Annotated in this window: 17 protein-coding genes; 10 read left to right on the top strand and 7 right to left on the bottom strand. The window is 69.4% G+C overall.

Annotated elements, in window-relative coordinates; all coding sequences use genetic code 11:
* Positions 1-8 precede the first annotated feature (8 nt).
* The 5 genes from L540_RS05650 to L540_RS05630 form a co-directional block, all read right to left on the bottom strand.
* Positions 9-1,559, bottom strand: a complete 1,551-nt coding sequence (locus L540_RS05650) for an FAD-dependent oxidoreductase (RefSeq protein WP_082149557.1) — start codon at positions 1,557-1,559, stop codon at positions 9-11.
* Between the two features lie 104 nt (positions 1,560-1,663).
* Positions 1,664-2,170: a 2-thiouracil desulfurase family protein gene (locus L540_RS05645; protein ID WP_043210344.1), complete on the bottom strand. Its 507-nt coding sequence runs from the start codon at positions 2,168-2,170 to the stop codon at positions 1,664-1,666.
* 67 nt (positions 2,171-2,237) lie between these two features.
* A complete protein-coding gene (locus L540_RS05640) occupies positions 2,238-2,924 on the bottom strand; it encodes a phosphoribosyltransferase (protein ID WP_043210347.1) in 687 nt (228 codons plus the stop codon).
* Positions 2,924-4,093 (bottom strand): M20 aminoacylase family protein, encoded by a 1,170-nt coding sequence (locus L540_RS05635; protein WP_043210348.1) that lies wholly within the window; start codon positions 4,091-4,093, stop codon positions 2,924-2,926. The genes L540_RS05640 and L540_RS05635 overlap by 1 nt, the downstream gene beginning before the upstream one ends.
* 3 nt (positions 4,094-4,096) lie before the next feature.
* A complete protein-coding gene (locus L540_RS05630; protein ID WP_043210351.1) occupies positions 4,097-5,080 on the bottom strand; it encodes a Bug family tripartite tricarboxylate transporter substrate binding protein in 984 nt (327 codons plus the stop codon).
* A gap of 121 nt (positions 5,081-5,201) precedes the next feature.
* Here L540_RS05630 and L540_RS05625 point away from each other — a divergent pair, with 121 nt between their 5' ends.
* From L540_RS05625 to L540_RS05585, 9 genes are all read left to right on the top strand, one after another.
* Positions 5,202-6,104, top strand: a complete 903-nt coding sequence (locus tag L540_RS05625) for a LysR family transcriptional regulator (protein WP_043210354.1) — start codon at positions 5,202-5,204, stop codon at positions 6,102-6,104.
* A gap of 77 nt (positions 6,105-6,181) precedes the next feature.
* A complete protein-coding gene (locus L540_RS05620; protein ID WP_043210357.1) occupies positions 6,182-6,910 on the top strand; it encodes a 2OG-Fe(II) oxygenase in 729 nt (242 codons plus the stop codon).
* A gap of 1 nt (position 6,911) precedes the next feature.
* On the top strand, positions 6,912-7,562 hold the full coding sequence (gene alkB / locus L540_RS05615) for a DNA oxidative demethylase AlkB (RefSeq protein WP_043210364.1): 651 nt from the start codon (positions 6,912-6,914) through the stop codon (positions 7,560-7,562).
* Positions 7,563-7,661: 99 nt separating this feature from the next.
* Positions 7,662-8,705 (top strand): bifunctional DNA-binding transcriptional regulator/O6-methylguanine-DNA methyltransferase Ada, encoded by a 1,044-nt coding sequence (gene ada / locus L540_RS05610; protein ID WP_043210366.1) that lies wholly within the window; start codon positions 7,662-7,664, stop codon positions 8,703-8,705.
* Between the two features lie 3 nt (positions 8,706-8,708).
* Entirely contained in the window at positions 8,709-9,239 is a 531-nt protein-coding gene (locus L540_RS05605; RefSeq protein WP_043210368.1) for a 2OG-Fe(II) oxygenase, read from the top strand.
* A 96-nt stretch (positions 9,240-9,335) separates the two neighbouring features.
* A complete protein-coding gene (locus L540_RS05600; RefSeq protein ID WP_043210370.1) occupies positions 9,336-10,478 on the top strand; it encodes a GGDEF domain-containing protein in 1,143 nt (380 codons plus the stop codon).
* Between the two features lie 205 nt (positions 10,479-10,683).
* Positions 10,684-12,039, top strand: a complete 1,356-nt coding sequence (locus L540_RS05595) for an acyclic terpene utilization AtuA family protein (RefSeq protein ID WP_043210372.1) — start codon at positions 10,684-10,686, stop codon at positions 12,037-12,039.
* 11 nt (positions 12,040-12,050) lie between these two features.
* Complete coding sequence (locus L540_RS05590; protein WP_029577660.1) at positions 12,051-12,371, top strand: DUF4387 domain-containing protein; 321 nt, start codon at positions 12,051-12,053, stop codon at positions 12,369-12,371.
* Positions 12,372-12,425: 54 nt separating this feature from the next.
* Positions 12,426-13,388, top strand: a complete 963-nt coding sequence (locus L540_RS05585) for a tripartite tricarboxylate transporter substrate-binding protein (protein WP_043210377.1) — start codon at positions 12,426-12,428, stop codon at positions 13,386-13,388.
* Between the two features lie 36 nt (positions 13,389-13,424).
* On the opposite strand, the gene L540_RS05580 is transcribed toward L540_RS05585, so the two are convergent.
* Positions 13,425-14,396 carry a sigma 54-interacting transcriptional regulator gene (locus tag L540_RS05580; protein ID WP_043211078.1) on the bottom strand — a complete coding sequence of 324 codons (972 nt, stop codon included), beginning with the start codon at positions 14,394-14,396 and terminating at the stop codon, positions 13,425-13,427.
* 125 nt (positions 14,397-14,521) lie between these two features.
* On the opposite strand from L540_RS05580, the gene L540_RS05575 reads away from it, so the two are divergent.
* A complete protein-coding gene (locus L540_RS05575) occupies positions 14,522-15,763 on the top strand; it encodes an Hsp70 family protein (protein ID WP_043210379.1) in 1,242 nt (413 codons plus the stop codon).
* 4 nt (positions 15,764-15,767) lie between these two features.
* Here L540_RS05575 and panB read toward each other — a convergent pair whose 3' ends face one another.
* Positions 15,768-16,628: a 3-methyl-2-oxobutanoate hydroxymethyltransferase gene (gene panB / locus L540_RS05570; RefSeq protein WP_043210381.1), complete on the bottom strand. Its 861-nt coding sequence runs from the start codon at positions 16,626-16,628 to the stop codon at positions 15,768-15,770.
* Between the last annotated feature and the right edge of the window lie 3 nt (positions 16,629-16,631).

Below are 16,631 nucleotides of genomic sequence, written 5' to 3'. Positions count from 1 at the left end.
CTTGTGCCTCAGATTCCAAACGACGCCAATGCCTGGCGCAGGGCTTGCGTGTCGATCTCCTTCCAGCGCGCCAACACATAGCCGTCGGGACGGATCAGGTAAAGCCGTGCCTGGCCATAACGCTCGCGCAACTGGCCGCTGTCGCTCACGGCCGTCCCCGGCCCGATGTGCAGCAGCTGCGCGCCCTGGCAAGACGCCAGCGCCGGCGCTTCATCGCCTATCGCCAACACCGTGAAATCCTTGCCGAACCATTCCGTCAGGTGGCGCCGGCGGCCGCCCTCGCTCAGCTCGCATTCGGGCGCCGGCATGCCTGGCGCGGCCTGCGCGCCGGCGTCCGGCGCGCCATCGGCCAGGTTCAGCGCGCTGTCGCGATAGAAGACCGGCTCGGATTGGCGCGGGTTGATCAGCGAACGCACGCCTTCCTCGCGCAGGGCCAGGCGCAGCGTCGCCTGGCGCAGCAGTTCAAAGCCATAGTCCGGCGGCGCCATGAACTCGGTGCTCTTGGCGCCGTAGGCGATGTTCATGCGCGCGGCGGCCACGCGCTCCTGGCTGTAGCTGTCCAGCAGCGCCTCGCCGGCGCGGTTCGACAGCACCGCGGCCAGCTTCCAGGCCAGATTGGCCGCGTCGTCCAGGCCGGAATTCAGGCCCCGCACGCCGAAAATAGGCACCAGGTGCGCCGCGTCGCCCGCGAACAGCACCCGCCCATGACGGTAGTTGTCCAGCGTCAGGCACTTGGCGTTGTAGATGGATATCCACAAGGGCTCCCAAGGCTCATCCTCGCCTATCATCGCCAGGTGGCTGCGCACCCGCGGCAGCACGTTCTCCGGCTTGACCGCCTCGGCCGGATCCTCATCGTCGCGGATCTGATAGTCGATGCGCCATACATCATCGGGCTGGCGGTGCATGAGCAGCGTGGAGCCCGGATTGGACGGCGGATCGAACCAGGCCAGGCGCTCGGTGGCGCGCCGGCTCTTCTGGCGGATGTCCACGATCACATAGCGCCCTTCGTACTGCATGCCCTTCAAGGACAGGCCCAGCAGCTCGCGCACCGTGCTGCGTCCGCCATCGCAGGCCACGACCCAGCCGGCGCGCAGCTCGCGGCTGCCTTCAGGCGTCTGCACCGTCACGGTGGCGCCTTCGCCGTCCTGGCGCAGGCCGGTCACCCGGCTGTTCCACAGCACTTGCGCCAGGCCGGCGTGCTCGCGCAGGGCCTGGTCGATGTATTCCTCGATGTAGTACTGCTGGATATTGACCATGGGCACGAAGCGCTGGCTGGGCTCATGCGGCATCTCGAAATGCAGGACCTCGCGATCGCCGTAATAGCTGCGTCCGCCGCTCCAGGGCAGGCCTTTTTCCAGCACCGGGCCGTCCACGCCGCCCCAGGCCAGGATCTCCAGCGAGCGGCGCGACATGCAGATGGCACGGCTGCCTTCGCAATAGCCGGCATCGGCTTCCACTGTCACCGAGGCGATGCCCTGGCGGGCCAGCAGCAAGGCCAGCATCAGGCCCACCGGGCCGCCGCCGGCGATAAGAACAGGTACACGATCGCCTTGCGACATGCCAGTCTCCAGATATCATATGGTTGTGTGCGCAACTATATGCCCTCCTAGTTGCGTACGCAACTATGTATGGAATACGGGAATACCCGGACAGAAGGCAAGAATCAGGGAGCGGAGCAGCGGTCCTGGGCGCGCAGCCAGGCGTCGGCGGCTTCGAGCTGGTGTTCGCTGAAGACCGGCAGGCCGGCCTGCGCCAGCGCGGCCGCGGTCACGCCCATGGCCGCCACGCGCTTGCCCTGGAAATGGCCATCGTGGATCTGGCCGCTGCCACAGGAAGGGCTGCCTTCCTTGAGCACCGCCGCGGCGATATCGTGCCGGGCCGCCAGTTCGAGCGCCTGGCGGGCGCCAGCCACGAAGGCCGCGCTGACGTCGCCGCCATCGCGCTGGCGCACGCGCGCCAACCCCTGCCAGACCGCCCGGCCATCGGCGCCAGGCTCGATCTCGGCGGCCGGGCGCGGAATAGACAGGCCGCCCGCCACCTCGGGGCAAAGCGCCACGATGCGGCCTTCGTCGGCCCAGCGCCGCAGGATGGGATGCGGCCGCGCCGCGTCGCGGCCGTCATAGCGCACCGGCTGGCCCAACAGGCAGGCGCTGACGAGCACGCGCCTCACGGCCTAGCCCCCCCGAAACGCGCCGCCGGCTGTTTGCAGCACGCCTGTCCCCGAGCGGACGCGGTCTTCATTCCGGCATCCAGCCGCCCTCGACACGCCGCATACGCGGCGAATCGAAGGCGCCTTCCACCTCGACCGGACGCCCGCGCGCGTCGCGCAGCGCGCGCCAGCCTTGCCCCTGGCGCATGGCCACGACCACGCCGGCCACGTCGGCGTCGCAACGCGCCAGCAGGGTCAAGGCCGAAGCCATGGTCTGCCCGGTGCTGACGGCGTCATCGACCACCAGCACGCGCCGGCCGCGAAGGCTGCCGGCCAGATTGGGATCCACATAAAGCATCTTGGCGCTGTCTGGCGTGGTCAGCGAACGCACCGGCACGGCCAGGGCATCGTCGTACCAGTATTTGCGCGAATAGCCGAAAGGCACATAGCGGCTAAAGCCCAGGCCGCGCGCCACCAGGGGCGCGAACGCCAGGCCCAGCGTGGGCAGGCCCACCACCACCTCGGCCGCAAAGTGCCGCGCCTGCCGCGCCATGAAGCCCGCCAGCGTCTCGACCACGTCCAACGCCGCGTGATTGGCGATGAGCGAGGCCACGCAGCGCTCGCTGTCTCCCGGCACGCCGCGCAAGGGCAGCACCAGATAGCGCCCATCGGGCAGGCGCGCCGGATAGCTGCGGCGATAGGGGCCGCGAGGCGCCTCCGGCAAGACCACGATCTCCTGCCAATAGGCCGTGGTGGGATCGAAGGCTTGCGACATCAGGCGCCTCCCAGGAAGCGCTCGGCCAGGCGCACCCAATAGGTGGCCACGCGCGGCAGGAGCGCATCGTTGAAGTCATAGCCCGGGTTGTGCACCATGCAACCGCCTTCGCCCTCGCCATTGCCGACAATGAAATAACTGCCCGGCACGGCCTGCAGCATGAAGGCGAAGTCATCGCTGGCCTGCAGCGGCTGCAGGTCGGCAATCAGCGCGGCCTCGCCCAGCGACTGGCGCGCCACCTCGCGCGCGAAGTCCGTGGCGGCGGCATCGTTGATGACCGGCGGATAGCGCCAGCGGTAGTCCACCTCGACTGTGGCCCGATGAACGGCGGCCTGCTGTTGCGCGATGGCCGTGATGCGGTCGCGCAGCAGCTGCCGGGTCTCGGGCCGGCGCGCGCGTATGGTCAGGCGCAGCTCCACGCTGGCCGGAATCACATTGGGCGCATCGCCGCCATGAATGGCGCCGATGGTGACGACCGCCATATCGTTGGGATCGATCTCGCGCGAAACAATGGTCTGCAGGGCCAGCACGATATGCGCGGCGGCCACGATGGGGTCCACGGCCACATGCGGCATGGCGCCATGGCCGCCCTCGCCGCGCACGGTCAGGATGGCGGTATCCGAGGAGCTGTACATCACGCCGGACCGGAAACCGAACTGGCCGGCGGCATAGCCCGGCTCATTGTGGAAGCTGTAGATCGCGTCGCAAGGGAAACGCTCGAACAGGCCGTCGGCCATCATGCGCTGCGCGCCCCCATGGCCTTCCTCGGCCGGCTGGAAGATGAGGTTGAGCGTGCCATCGAAAACCGCGCGCTCGGCCAGCACGCGCGCGGCCGCCAGCAACGTGGCGGTATGGCCATCATGGCCGCAGGCGTGCATCTTGCCGGGCAGGCGGCTGGCGTAGGGCAGGCCGGTGGTTTCGTGGATGGGCAGGGCGTCCATATCGGCGCGCAGGCCCAGGCGCCGCGTGCCGCTGCCGCGGCGCAGCTGGCCCACCACGCCCGTGCCGCCCAGGCCACGATGCACCTCATACCCCCAGGCGCGCAGGCATTCGGCCACCAGGTCGCCGGTGGCGACTTCTTCATAGGCCAATTCGGGATGGGCATGGAGGCGGTGGCGCAGGGCCACCATCTCGTCCTGGATGGCGGCGACCTCGGGAAGCATGCTCATCGGCTACTCCTGCGTGATGCGGGCGCTGGCCACGATGCGGGCGTAGGTGGCCTGTTCTTTCTTGAGAAAGTCGGCGAAGGCGGCCGGGCTGCCCTGGCCCGGCGTGGCGCCGCCGTCCTTCAGGCGCGCCGTCACCTCGGGCAGCTGGAGCACGGCATTGAGCGCCTCGTTCAGGCGCGCGATGATCTCAGGCGGCGTGCCGGCCGGCACGAACAGGCCGGTCCAGGTATTCAGGTCAAAACCCTTGAGCGCGGCGGTCTCGCCAAAGGCCGGCACCTGCGGCAGCGAACTGGCGCGCGCCGCCGAGGTGACACCCAGCGCGCGCAGCTTGCCCTGCTGCACCAGGGGCGTGGCGCTGGTGGTCACCAGCATGCCCAGGTCCACCTGGTCGCCCATGACATCGTTGGCGATCTGCGCGCCGCCGCGATAGGGCACGTGCACCAGCTTCACGCCGGCCTGCTCCTGCATGACTTCCACGGCCAGGTGCAGCACGGTGCCCACGCCCGAGGTCGCGTAGGTCAGCTTGCCGGGCTCGCGCCGGGCCAGGGCCAGCAGCTCTTCGATGGAATTCACGGCCAGGCCGGGACGGGCCAGCATGACCACCGGGGCGGTCGTCACCAGGCCGACCGGCGCCAGGCGCTGCTCGGCGTCGTAGCGCACGGCGGGATTGATCAGATGCGCGACGCTGATCGGACCATCGAAGCCGATCACCACGGTATAGCCGTCGGGCTGGGCATGAATGGCCTTGCCCACGCCGACCACGCCGCCGGCGCCGGCCACGTTCTCGACGACGATGGATTGATTCAGGCGCTCGCCCAGACGCTGCGCCACCAGGCGCGCGGTGGTGTCGACATTGCCGCCGGCGCTCACCGGCACGATAAGGGTGATGGGCTTGGCGGCAGGCCAGGCCGCGGCCGCGCAGGCGGCGGACACGGCCAACAGCGGCGCCAACAGGGCCGCCGCGAGAAAAGACAGGCGTTTGGACATGGGAGGCAATCGGAAGAAGCCGCGCAGGCGGCGGGCGGGGCCATCGTAAGGACGGGCGCGTAATAACTGAAGTGATATATTTTTATAGATTAATCCATTTATCTTATAAGCAGCCCTCATCATGACGCCTGAAGCGCCGCACCGGCAGCCCAGCCTGCGCCAGCTGCGCGGCTTTGTCGAAGTGGCCCGGCACGCCAGCTTCAGCCGGGCCGCCCAGGCCCTGGCCTTGAGCCAGCCGGCGCTGTCCTCGGCCATCCGGGAGCTGGAAGCCGTTCTGGGCGCGCCGCTCTTTGACCGCAGCACCCACCATGTGCGGCTCACCCAGGCCGGCCGCGCGCTCTACGCCCAGGCGCAATGGATGCTCAATACCTTCGATGAGGGCGCGCAGGAGCTGCACCGGCTGCTGCACGCCGAGGCCGCGGTGGTGCGCATCGGCTGCATTCCCTCGACCATGCCGCTGATCGCGCCCTTGCTGGCCGATTGGCAGTCCGCGCATCCGGACATCGAGCTGCAGCTGCGCGATGTCCTGAACGACGAGCTGATCAGCGGATTGCAGAACGGCGCCCTGGATCTGGGCCTGGGTCTGGACTTCGGGCTGCCGCCGCAGATACAAGCCCAGGAAATCGCCCGCGACGAGCTGGTCGCGGTGCTGGCGCCCGGACACCGACTGGCCGGACGGCCGCGCCTGCACTGGCGCGACCTGGCGGGCGAGCGGCTGGCCATGCTGTCGCGCGGCAGCACCCACAGCATGATCCTGGCCGCGCTGGCCCAGCACGGCCTGGCCGCGGACCAAGTGCATACCCTGCACTACACCGACTCGCTCTACAGCCTGGTGCGGGCCGGCCAGCGGGTGGGCCTGATTTCGCGCCTGTACACCTTGCCGCAGCGGCCCGGTTCGCTGGCCGTGCTGGGCCTGGGCGAGCCCGCCACCGAGCGCTCGATCGCCCTGCTGGCCCACACGGCGGCCCAGCGCCCGCCCGTGGCCCGCTGCCATGCCTGGCTGCGCGCCGCGCTGCGGCGCTGAATTCGGGCGCAAGACATGGGATGCGCGCCGCCGGCGCGCCGTCTAGACTGAGTTGTCCACCGCAAGCGCCATCCATCGTGACCGCCGATCTCTCCCGCCGCATCGACCAGCGCCTTGACGCCCAGGACTGGGCCGCGCTCTCGCAATCCCTGGATGCCGAGGGCCGCGGCATCCTGCCCGCCCTGCTGCGGCCCGGCGAATGCCGCCAGCTGGCGCGGGCCTATGACGCCGGCGGCGGCCGCTACCGCAGCCGCGTGGTCATGGCGCGCCATGGTTTCGGCCAGGGGGAATACCAGTACTTCGCCTACCCGCTGCCGGCGGCCCTGGCCTTGTGGCGCGCGGCGCTGTATGCGCGCCTGGCGCCCATCGCGCGCGACTGGGCCCGGCGCCTGGGACAGCCGGCCGACTATCCCGAGCAACATGCCGATTACCTGGCTCGTTGCCATCGGGCGGGCCAGGCCCGGCCCACGCCGCTCATCCTGCGCTATGGCGCCGGCGACTACAACTGCCTGCACCAGGACCTCTACGGCGAAGAAGTCTTCCCGCTGCAATGCGTGGTGCTGCTGTCCACGCCCGGCGTGGATTTCGAGGGCGGGGAATTCGTCATGACCGAGCAGCGCGCCGGACATCCGCCCCAGGCCGATGTGCTGCCGCTGGCCCAGGGCGACGCCCTGGTCTTTGCCGTGCACCACCGGCCGGCCGCCGGCCCGCGCGGCTGGCACCGGCGCGCCATGCGCCATGGCGTGGCCGCCGTGCGGGCCGGCCAGCGCCACACCCTGGGTATTATTTTCCACGACGCTTCCTGAGATGCAGGCCGAACTCTTCGCCGACGACAACCGCATCGCGCTGGGGCCCCAGGCCTGCGTGCTGCGCGGCCTGGCCCTGGCGCGGGCCGAGCGTCTCCTCGCCGCGCTGGCGGACATCGAGGCCGGCGCGCCGCCGCGCCATATGCTGACGCCGGGCGGCTTCACCATGTCGGCGGCCATCACCAATTGCGGCGAGCTGGGCTGGACCACGGACCGGCAGGGCTATCGCTATCGATCCCATGACCCGCAAAGCGGCCTGCCCTGGCCGCCCCTGCCGGCCGTATTCGCCGAGCTGGCGGCCGAAGCCGCCGCCATGGCCGGGTTTGCGGGATTCCGGCCCGATGCCTGCCTGATCAACCACTATGCGCCCGGCGCGCGCATGAGCTTGCACCAGGACCGCAATGAAGCGGATTTCGGCGCCCCCATCGTCTCGGTCTCGCTGGGCCTGCCGGCGGTTTTCCTGTTTGGCGGACTGCGCCGCCAGGACCGCTGCGCCCGCGTGCCGCTGCGGCACGGCGATGTCGCCGTCTGGGGCGGCGCGGACCGGCTGCGCTTTCACGGCATCCTGCCGCTGGCCGAAGGCGAGCATCCCGTGGTGGGCCGCCAGCGCATCAACCTCACCCTGCGCCGGGCGGGGCCCGCGGTACAGTAGCCTGGACGGGGCGGCGCGGGAATTCGGCCGCAAGACGCGGAGTGCGCCCTGGCCCGCGCCCGTCTACAGTGGTCTTACCTTGTTTTTCATGAGTCCGCCATGAACACGCGCCTCACCGACACCGATCCCCGCTGGGCCGCCGTGATCGCCCGCGATCCTCACGCCCGCTTCGTCTATGCCGTCAAGACCACCGGCGTCTACAACCACCCGGGCAATCCGGCCCGCCTGCCGCGTCCGGAGAACGTCGAATTCTTCGCCACCGCTCAGGAGGCCGAGGCCGCCGGCTACCGGCCCAGCCAGGTCCAGGCCCGCGTCAGCCGGGCCCATGCCGGCTGGGTCGCCCAGGCCTGCCGCCGCATCGAGACGGCCGACACCCTGCCCTCGCTGAACGAGCTTGCGGCCGAACTCGGCGTGAGCAGCTACCACTTCCACCGTGTCTTCAAGGCCGCCACCGGCCTGACGCCACGCGCCTATGCCCAGGCCCACCGGGCCCGCCGCCTGCGCCGGCGGCTCGACGGCGGCGAAGACGTGACCACCGCCCTTTACGCGGCCGGCTTCAACTCCAACAGCCGCTTCTATGCCGCCGCCGACGGCATGCTGGGCATGAAGCCCAGCGAGTACCGCGAAGGCGGCGCCAATGCCCGGCTCTACTTCGCCATCGGGCAATGCTCGCTGGGCGCCATCCTGGTGGCGCAAAGCGATCGCGGGGTCTGCGCCATCCTGTTGGGCGATGACCCCGAGCCGCTGCTGCAGAGCCTGCAAGACCGCTTCCCCAAGGCCGAGCTGATCGGCGGCGATCCGGCCTATGAGGGCATGATGGCCACCGTGGTCGGCCTGGTGGAGGCGCCCGGCGCGCCCGTGGACCTGCCGCTGGATGTGCGCGGCACCGCCTTCCAGGAGCGCGTCTGGCGCGCGCTGACCCAGATCGCGCCCGGCGAAACCGCCTCCTACAGCGACATCGCCCGCCGCATCGGCAGCCCCAAGGCCGTGCGCGCCGTGGCCCAGGCCTGCGGCGCCAACATGCTGGCCGTGGCCATCCCCTGCCACCGCGTCGTGCGCAACGACGGCGCGCTGTCGGGCTATCGCTGGGGCGTGGCCCGCAAGCGCGAATTGCTGCGCCGCGAACAGGCGCTGGCGGCCTGAGCCATGCCGACGCTGGAAAGCCGCCTGGCCGGCGAAGGCTGGGCCCTGCTGGACGAACGGCTGGACGAGGCGGCGCGCGCGGCCCTGCGCCAAGGCAGGCCGCCGGCCTGGGCCGCCGCGCTGCGCGACCGCCTCGAACCGCTGGCGCGGCAATGGCAGGCCCATCTGGGCGAGGCGGCCGGCGCCCCCACGGCCCGCCGGCCGCGGCTGGAAGAGCAGACGCTGGCGGCCGGACAGGCCCTGGCGCTGTCGGCCAGCCACGCGCCGGATGTCTTTCCCCTGCAGCTGCTCATCCTGCTGTCGGCGCCGGGCCAGGATTTCGACGGCGGCCACGCCATCGCCGTCGAACAGCGCCCGCGCATGCAGTCCCGCCCCATGGTGCTGCCCCTGGCGCAAGGCAGCGTCGCCGTCTGCGCCACCGGACCGCGGCCGGTGCAAGGCCGCCAGGGTCTCTACACCACGCTGCTGCGCCTGGGCACGGGGCGGCTGCGCCGCGGACAGCGCCAGGCATGGGTGCTGCGCTGGCAGGTCTGACGCGCCGCCGCGGCAAGAAAAAAAATGCCGCTCCGGCTCTTGCGATGGCCATGCGGGCGGGCTATATCTCTAGTCCGCCCGCCACGACCGCCACGCATGCTCCCGACCCGTAGCACCTACTCCATGCCGACCTGGCGTCTGACGCGGTGGCTGGCCCATCCCGGACAGGACGTCCCCCTCGACATTCAGCGCGCCCTGATCGGCAGTCTGTTCGGCACCCTATCCATCTTCATCGGCGGCGTGCTCAACAGCCTCATGGTCGCCGCCGTCCTGGCCTGGCGCGTAGGCACGCCCATCTTCTACGGCTGGGTCGCGCTGGAGCTCTTCATCTGCATCACGCGCGGCGGCATCCTGATCTCGGCGCACCGCCATGCGCGGCGCGGCGGCGCCACTCATACCGATGTCTATCTGCTGCTCACCCTGGGATGGGCCGGCAGTGTCGGCTATGGCATCACCATCAGCGCCCTGAGCGGTGACTGGATCGCCATCGCCATCACCTGCCTGTCCGCCGCGGCCATGGTGGGCGGCATCTGCTTTCGCAACTTCGGCGCGCCGCGCCTGACGGCCGCCATGGTCATCCTGGCCCTGGGGCCCTGCATCGCCGTGCCGATCTTCAACGCCGGCTGGCAGCTGTGGGTGATCGGCATGCAGCTGCCGCTTTATATCGCCAGCATGACCGTGGCGGCCTATAAGCTCAACGCCATGCTGGTGGCCACCATGCGGGCCGAACGCGAAAACGACGAACGCGCGCGGCGCGACTTTCTCACCGGCCTGCTCAACCGTCTGGGCTTGAGCCTGGCCCTGTCCGAGGCCGCCACGCTGGCGCGCGAGCGCGGCGAGCAGCACGCCTTGCTTTACCTCGACCTGGACGGCTTCAAGGCGGTCAACGACACCAGCGGGCACGCCAGCGGCGACCGGCTGCTGCGCGAGGTCGCGCAGCGCCTGTGCGCCCTCGCGCCGGACGGCAGCGCCATCGCCCGCATCGGCGGCGACGAATTCGTGCTGCTGCTGCGCGTCGACCGTCACGCGGACCCGCGCGCGCTGGGCGAACGCCTCATCGCCGACGTCAGCAAACCCTATGAACTGGGCGAAGCCGGCGAGGTGGGGATTTCCGCCAGCCTGGGCATCGCCCTCATTCCACAGCACGGCCACGACATGGTCGACATCCTCAAGGCTGCGGATCGCGCGCTTTACCTGGCCAAAAGCGCCGGAAAGGGGCGCTGGGCCATGGCGGCCTGAGCCGGACGACCACGGCGCCGCCGGTCTCATGCGTGCAATTCGCGCATGATGCGCGAATTGCACGCGCATCAGCGGCGCACGGTGTCGCGTCCACGCATCAAGGCTTTGATTCCTCGGCATATTTTCCGCAAGCCGCGGTTGGCACGGAGTTTGCGTTATCCGAGACATCCCGGCCCTGTGCGGCCTTCCTCAACCGAGTCAAAAGATGCGCTCCATGAGAATCATTTGTCCGAACGGACACCTGGGCTTCGCCCCCCTGCGTACCGAGAGTTTCCAGGCCGGCGTGCGCGCCCGGCCCGATTACATCGCCGCCGACTCCGGCAGCGACGACGTGGGCCCCGTGCCCCTGGGTTCGGATACCTCGACCAGCCCCGAGGCCTGGCAGCGGCACGACCTGGAGCAGATGCTGCTGGCCGCGCGCAGCCAGGGCGTGCCCATGATCATCGGCTCGGCCGGCGACACCGGCTCGAACAGCCGGGTGGACCTCTATGTGCGCATCATCCGCGAACTGGCCGCCAAGCATGGACTGGCGCCGTTCAAGATCGGCTATTTCTATTCCGAGGTCGATCCGGAGTTCGTGCGCGGCAAGATGCGCGCGGGCGCGGCCATCGTCGGCCTGGACGGCTACGCCGACCTGACCGAGGCCGAGCTGGACGCCACCGCGCGGATCGTCGCCGTAGCCGGCGTGCAACCCTATCTGAAGCTGCTGGAAGCCGGCGCCGACGTCATCATCGGCGGACGCAGCTCGGATGCCGCCGTGTTCGCCGCGCCCGCGCTGCATCATGGCTTTGCCGCCGACCAGGCCTATTACCTGGGCAAGGTGCTGGAATGCGCGTCGTTCTGCGCCGAACCCTATGGCGGCAAGGAAACCGTGATGGGCGAGATCAGCCATGAGGACGTGCGCGTCACGGCCATGCACCCCGAGCAGCGCTGCACCATCGCCTCGGTGGCCGGCCACGCCATGTATGAGCGCTCCAACCCCTACGAAGAATTCTTCGCCGGCGGCAAACTGGATATGCGCGAATGCCACTATGAGCAGCTCGACGAAAAGACCACCCGCATCACCGGCTCGCGCTTCATCCCCTCGGAGCGCCTGACCGTCAAACTGGAAGGCTCGGGCAAGGTGGGCGAGCGCTACATCGGCCTGTGCGGCGTGCGCGATCCCTACACCATCGCCAACATCGACCGCGTCATCGGCTGGGCCCGCGACAAAGTCCGCGAACGCTTCGGCGACAACGGCTATGAACTGCATTACAAGGTCTATGGCCGCGACGGCGTCATGGGCGACCTGGAGCCGCTGCGCGACCAGCCGGCGCACGAGCTGTGCATCATGGTGCAAGGCGTGGCGCCCACGGCCGAGATGGCCGAAGAGCTCACCCTGACGGGCCTGCGCCAGATGTTCTATGCCCGCCTGCCCGACGTCAAGGGCACGGCCGGATCGGTGTCCTTCCCCCTCGATGAAGTCGTGCGCGCCAGCGCCGCGTATCGCTGGACGCTGAACCACACCATCCCGGTGGACGACATCTTCGAACTGATCCAAACCCACATCATCCAGGCCTGAGAGAACCCGCCATGCCCACGCAGAAACTGAGCGAACTCGCCAAGACCATACGCAGCAAGAATGCCGGCGTGAACAAGATCACCTTCGACATCATCTTCCGCGACCGCGACACCTATGAATCGGTGAAACGCTCGGGCGCGCTCACGCGCAAGAGCGTGGCCGCGCTCTATCGCATCCCCGACGCGCGCATCTCGGACTTTGTCGAATACGATCCCGGCCTGGCGATCAAATTCACCATCTATCGCCTCGTGCCCAGCGGCTCGGCGGGCGATGGCGATATCTTCGGCGCCCAGCAGTACGCGCCGCTGCTGGACCTGCCCGTGCAACGCTGACCGGCACGCGGGCCTGCCCGGCGCAGGCCCCGGCCTATACAAGGGGAATAATCTATGAAAACCATCTTCCGGGCGCTGGCGCTGTGCGCGCTGACCGCCGGCGTCCAGGCCCAGCAGGCGCCCACGCCGGTGCCCAAGCAGATCAAGATCGTGGTGCCCTTCAGCGCCGGGGCGAGCAATGACGCCATCGCGCGCGCGATCGCTCCCCAGCTGGCGGAACAGCTGAAAACCATCGTCATCGTCGAGAACCGTGTCGGCGCGGCCGGCGTCATCGGCTCGGACTACGTGGCCAAGTCGGCCAAGGACGGCGCGACCCTGCTGCTGACCTCGTCCACCTTTCTGACCTCGGCCGCCACGCAGCCGCGCATGCCCTACGATCCGGTCAAGAGCTTCGCGCCGGTGGCCATGGTGGGCGAGGGGCCGCTGGTCATCGGCGTGACCGGCGCCAAGCCCTATGCCAGCCTGGCCGACGTGCTGGAGGCCGCGCGCGCCAAGCCCGACGTGCTCAACTACGGCACGGCCGGCATCGGCTCGCTGGCGCACCTGGCGACCGTGATGATGGACGACGCCGCCAAGGTCAGCATGACCCATGTGCCTTACAAGGGCGCGGCCAATGCCGCTTCCGACATGGCCGGCGGACAGATCGACATCATGCTGGCCAACTACAGCTCGCTGGCGCCGCTGGTGCAGTCGGGCAAGATCAAGCTGGTGGCGACCACGGCCCGCGACCCCCATCCGGCCTTTCCCAAGTTGACGCCGGCCGCGGCCATCCTGCCCGGCTACGCGGTCGATATCTGGGTCGGCGTGTTCGCCCCGGCCGGCACGCCCCAGGACCTGGTCGACCGCTACAACCAGGCCATCGGCCGCGTGGCCAGAACGCCCGAGAGCACCGCGCTGCTGGACATGGACGGCACCGTGCCCGCGGCCATCGGCAGCGCCGAATTCGGCCAGCGCGTCGCCCGCGACTATGCCTTGTGGCGCGACGTGGCCCGCAGCCACCACATCAGCGTCGAATAGATTCTGGTTTGACGCAGCGCTTCCCCGGCCCGGCCGTCAGGCCCGGCCGGGCTTTTTTTCCAGATCCAGCCGCAGCATCTGGTGCCGCAGGGCGTGCCGCGTCAGCCCCAGGGCCTGGGCGGCGGCGGCCAGGCTGCCGCCCTGCGCGGCCAGCGCCGCCTGGATCATGCGGCGCTGGAAATCCGCCGTGCGGGCAGCGTAGTCGCCCGCGCCGGCCGGCGCGCTGGCATCGCGCACGATGCGCGCCGGCAGATGCTCCAGGCCCACGGTCTCGCCGCTGTCCAGGATGCAGATGCGCTCCAGCAGATTGCCCAGCTCGCGCACATTGCCCGGCCAGCGATAGCGGCGAAAGACCTCCTGCACCGCCGGATCGATGCGCCGGAAGGCGCTGGCATGCAGCCGGTTGTAGCGCGCCAGGAAGCGGTCGGCCAGCACGAAGACATCATCGCCGCGCTCGCGCAGCGGCGGCAGATTGATCGACACCACCTGCAGGCGGTAGTACAGATCATCGCGGAACTTGCCCGCGTCCACCTCGCCCAGCAGGATTTTGTTGGTGGCCGCGATAAAGCGCACATCGGTCGTCAGCTCATGCACCGCGCCGATGCGCCGGAAGCGCCGGCTGTCCAGCAAGGTGAGGATCTTGGCCTGCATCATGGGTTCGAGCTCGCGCACCTCGTCCAGGAAGACGCTGCCGCCATGCGCGATCTCCAGCAAGCCTTCCTTGCGCGCGACAGCGCCCGTGAAGGCGCCGCGCTCATGGCCGAACAGCTCGGACTCCAGCAGATTGCCGGGTATGGCGGCGCAATTGATCTCGGTAAAACCTTTTTCGGCGCGCGCCGAATGATCGTGCAGGGCGCGCGCCACCAGGCCTTTGCCGGTGCCGGTCTCGCCGTAGATGAGCACCGTGCTGGCGCGGCTGCGCGCCACGCGCAGCACCAGATCGCGCAAGGCCACGATGGAGGGATGGTCACCGACGATGGTGTCGGCCAGGGGAGGCGGGGGAGTCATGGCATGCAACATAAGGGCGCGATACTGGGCGCATTATCCGGCCGCCGCCCCCCGGGCTCCATTCCGGCATACCCCTAGGCAGCGGCGGCCTGGGCTACACTAGCGCGCTTTTTTCCTGGTTTTCCATGACTGCCTGCGGAATCGACTTCGGCACCTCCAACTCCACCGTCGGCTGGATGCGCCCCGGACAGCACGCCCTGCTCGCGCTGGAAGACGGCAAACCGACCTTGCCTTCGGCCATCTTCTTTCATGACGAAGATGAGGAGGTGAGCTATGGCCGCGCGGCCATCGCCGATTATGTGGCCGGCTATGACGGCCGCCTGATGCGCTCCATGAAGAGCCTGCTGGGCAGCTCCCTGATGGAAGGCCACACCGAGGTGGCCGGCCGCGCCCTGCCGTTCAGGGTGCTGCTCACGCGCTTCATCGCCGAGCTCAAGGCCCGCGCCGAACGCGCGGCGGGCCGCGGCTTCGAGGCCGCCGTGCTCGGCCGGCCGGTCTTTTTCGTGGACGACGACCCCAAGGCCGACCAGCTGGCCCAGGACACCCTGGGCGAGATCGCCCGCGCGGTGGGCCTGCGCGACATTGCCTTCCAGTATGAGCCGCTGGCGGCCGCCTTCGACTACGAATCGCAGATCTCGCGCGAAGAACTGGTGCTGGTCATCGACATCGGCGGCGGGACTTCCGACTTCTCGCTCATCCGCCTGGGACCGCAGCGCGCCGGCCGCGCCGACCGCCGCGAGGACATCCTGGCCCATGGCGGGGTGCATATCGGCGGCACCGATTTCGACAAGCAGTTGAGCCTGGCCCACGTCATGCCGCTGTTCGGCCTTGGCGGACAGCTCAAGACCGGCAAGGACGTGCCCTCGACGCAATACGCCAACCTGGCCTGCTGGCACACCATCAACCAGGCCTATACCCGCAAGGCGGCCGAGACCTTCGCCTTCATCCAGGCCCAGGCCGTCGAACGCGACAAGATCGGCCACCTGATGACCCTCATCAAGAACCGCGAGGGCCATTGGGTCGCCATCCAGGTCGAAGAAGCCAAGATCGCCCTGTCCGAAGCGCCCGCCACCCGTATCGACCTGGCGCGCATCGCGCCGCAACTGGCGGCCGACATCGACCGCCCGGCGTTCGATATCTCCATGAGCGGCCTGATCGACCGCGTCGAAAAGACGGTGGCGCGCCTGCTGGCCGACGCCGGCGTGAGCGCGGTCGACACCCTGTTCTTCACCGGCGGATCAAGCCGCGTGCCCTGCCTGCGCGAACGTGTCTCGGCCCTGCTACCCGGGGCGCGCAGCGTCGAGGGCGACCTGTTCGGCAGCATCGGCGCCGGCCTGGCGCTGGATGCCCGGCGCAAGTTCGGCTGAGACGCTACCAGGCGTGCAGGGCGTCGTCGGGGAAGCTGCCCTCGCGCACCGCGCGCGCATAGGCCTCGAAGGCCTCGCGCACGCCGCCGCTGCCAGCCAGGAAATTCTTCACGAAGCGCGGCGTCTTGCCCAGGCTGGCGCCCAGCATATCGTGCATCACCAGCACTTGGCCCGCGGTGCCGGCGCCCGCGCCTATGCCTATGGTGTGGCAAGCCGGCAGGGCCGCGGTGATGCGCGCCGACAGGGCGGCCGGCACCATCTCCAGCACCAGCAGGGTCGCCCCCGCGTCGGCCAATTCGCGCGCATGGCGCTCGAGCCGGGCGGCGCCGTCATCGTCGCGCCCCTGCACGCGATAGCCGCTCAAGGCATGCACGGTCTGCGGCGTGAGCCCCAGGTGGGCGCACACCGGCACGCCGCGCTCGACCAGGAAACGCACCAGGGGCGCGGTCCAGCCGCCGCCCTCAAGCTTGACCATCTGCGCGCCCGCCTGCATCAGACGCACGGCATTGCGCATGGCGTCGTCCTGGCCGCCGTGATAGCTGCCGAAAGGCAGATCGGACAATAGAAGAGAGGGAGAGTCGGCCAGGCCGCGGGCCACGCTTTGCGTGTGATAGACCATATCGTCCATCGTCACCGGCACCGTGCTGTCGCGGCCCTGGCAGACCATGCCCAGGGAATCGCCCACCAGTACGGCATCCACGCCGGCCTGCCCGGCCAGGCCCGCGAAGACCGCGTCATAGGCGGTGAGCATGACAATCTTCTCGCCGGCGTCGCGCATTTCCTGCAGGCGCCGTGGCGTGACTTTGCGGGCCGGACCCGCGCCCCCATAGGGCGCGGGACTGTTTCGCTGCGTGCTGCTAGCCATGTC

It is taken from the genome of Bordetella pseudohinzii (assembly GCF_000657795.2).
GTDB classification, from domain to species: Bacteria; Pseudomonadota; Gammaproteobacteria; order Burkholderiales; family Burkholderiaceae_B; genus Bordetella; species Bordetella pseudohinzii.
Note: the sequence above shows the minus strand (reverse complement) of the source record. Positions and strands in the feature narration are given on the sequence as shown.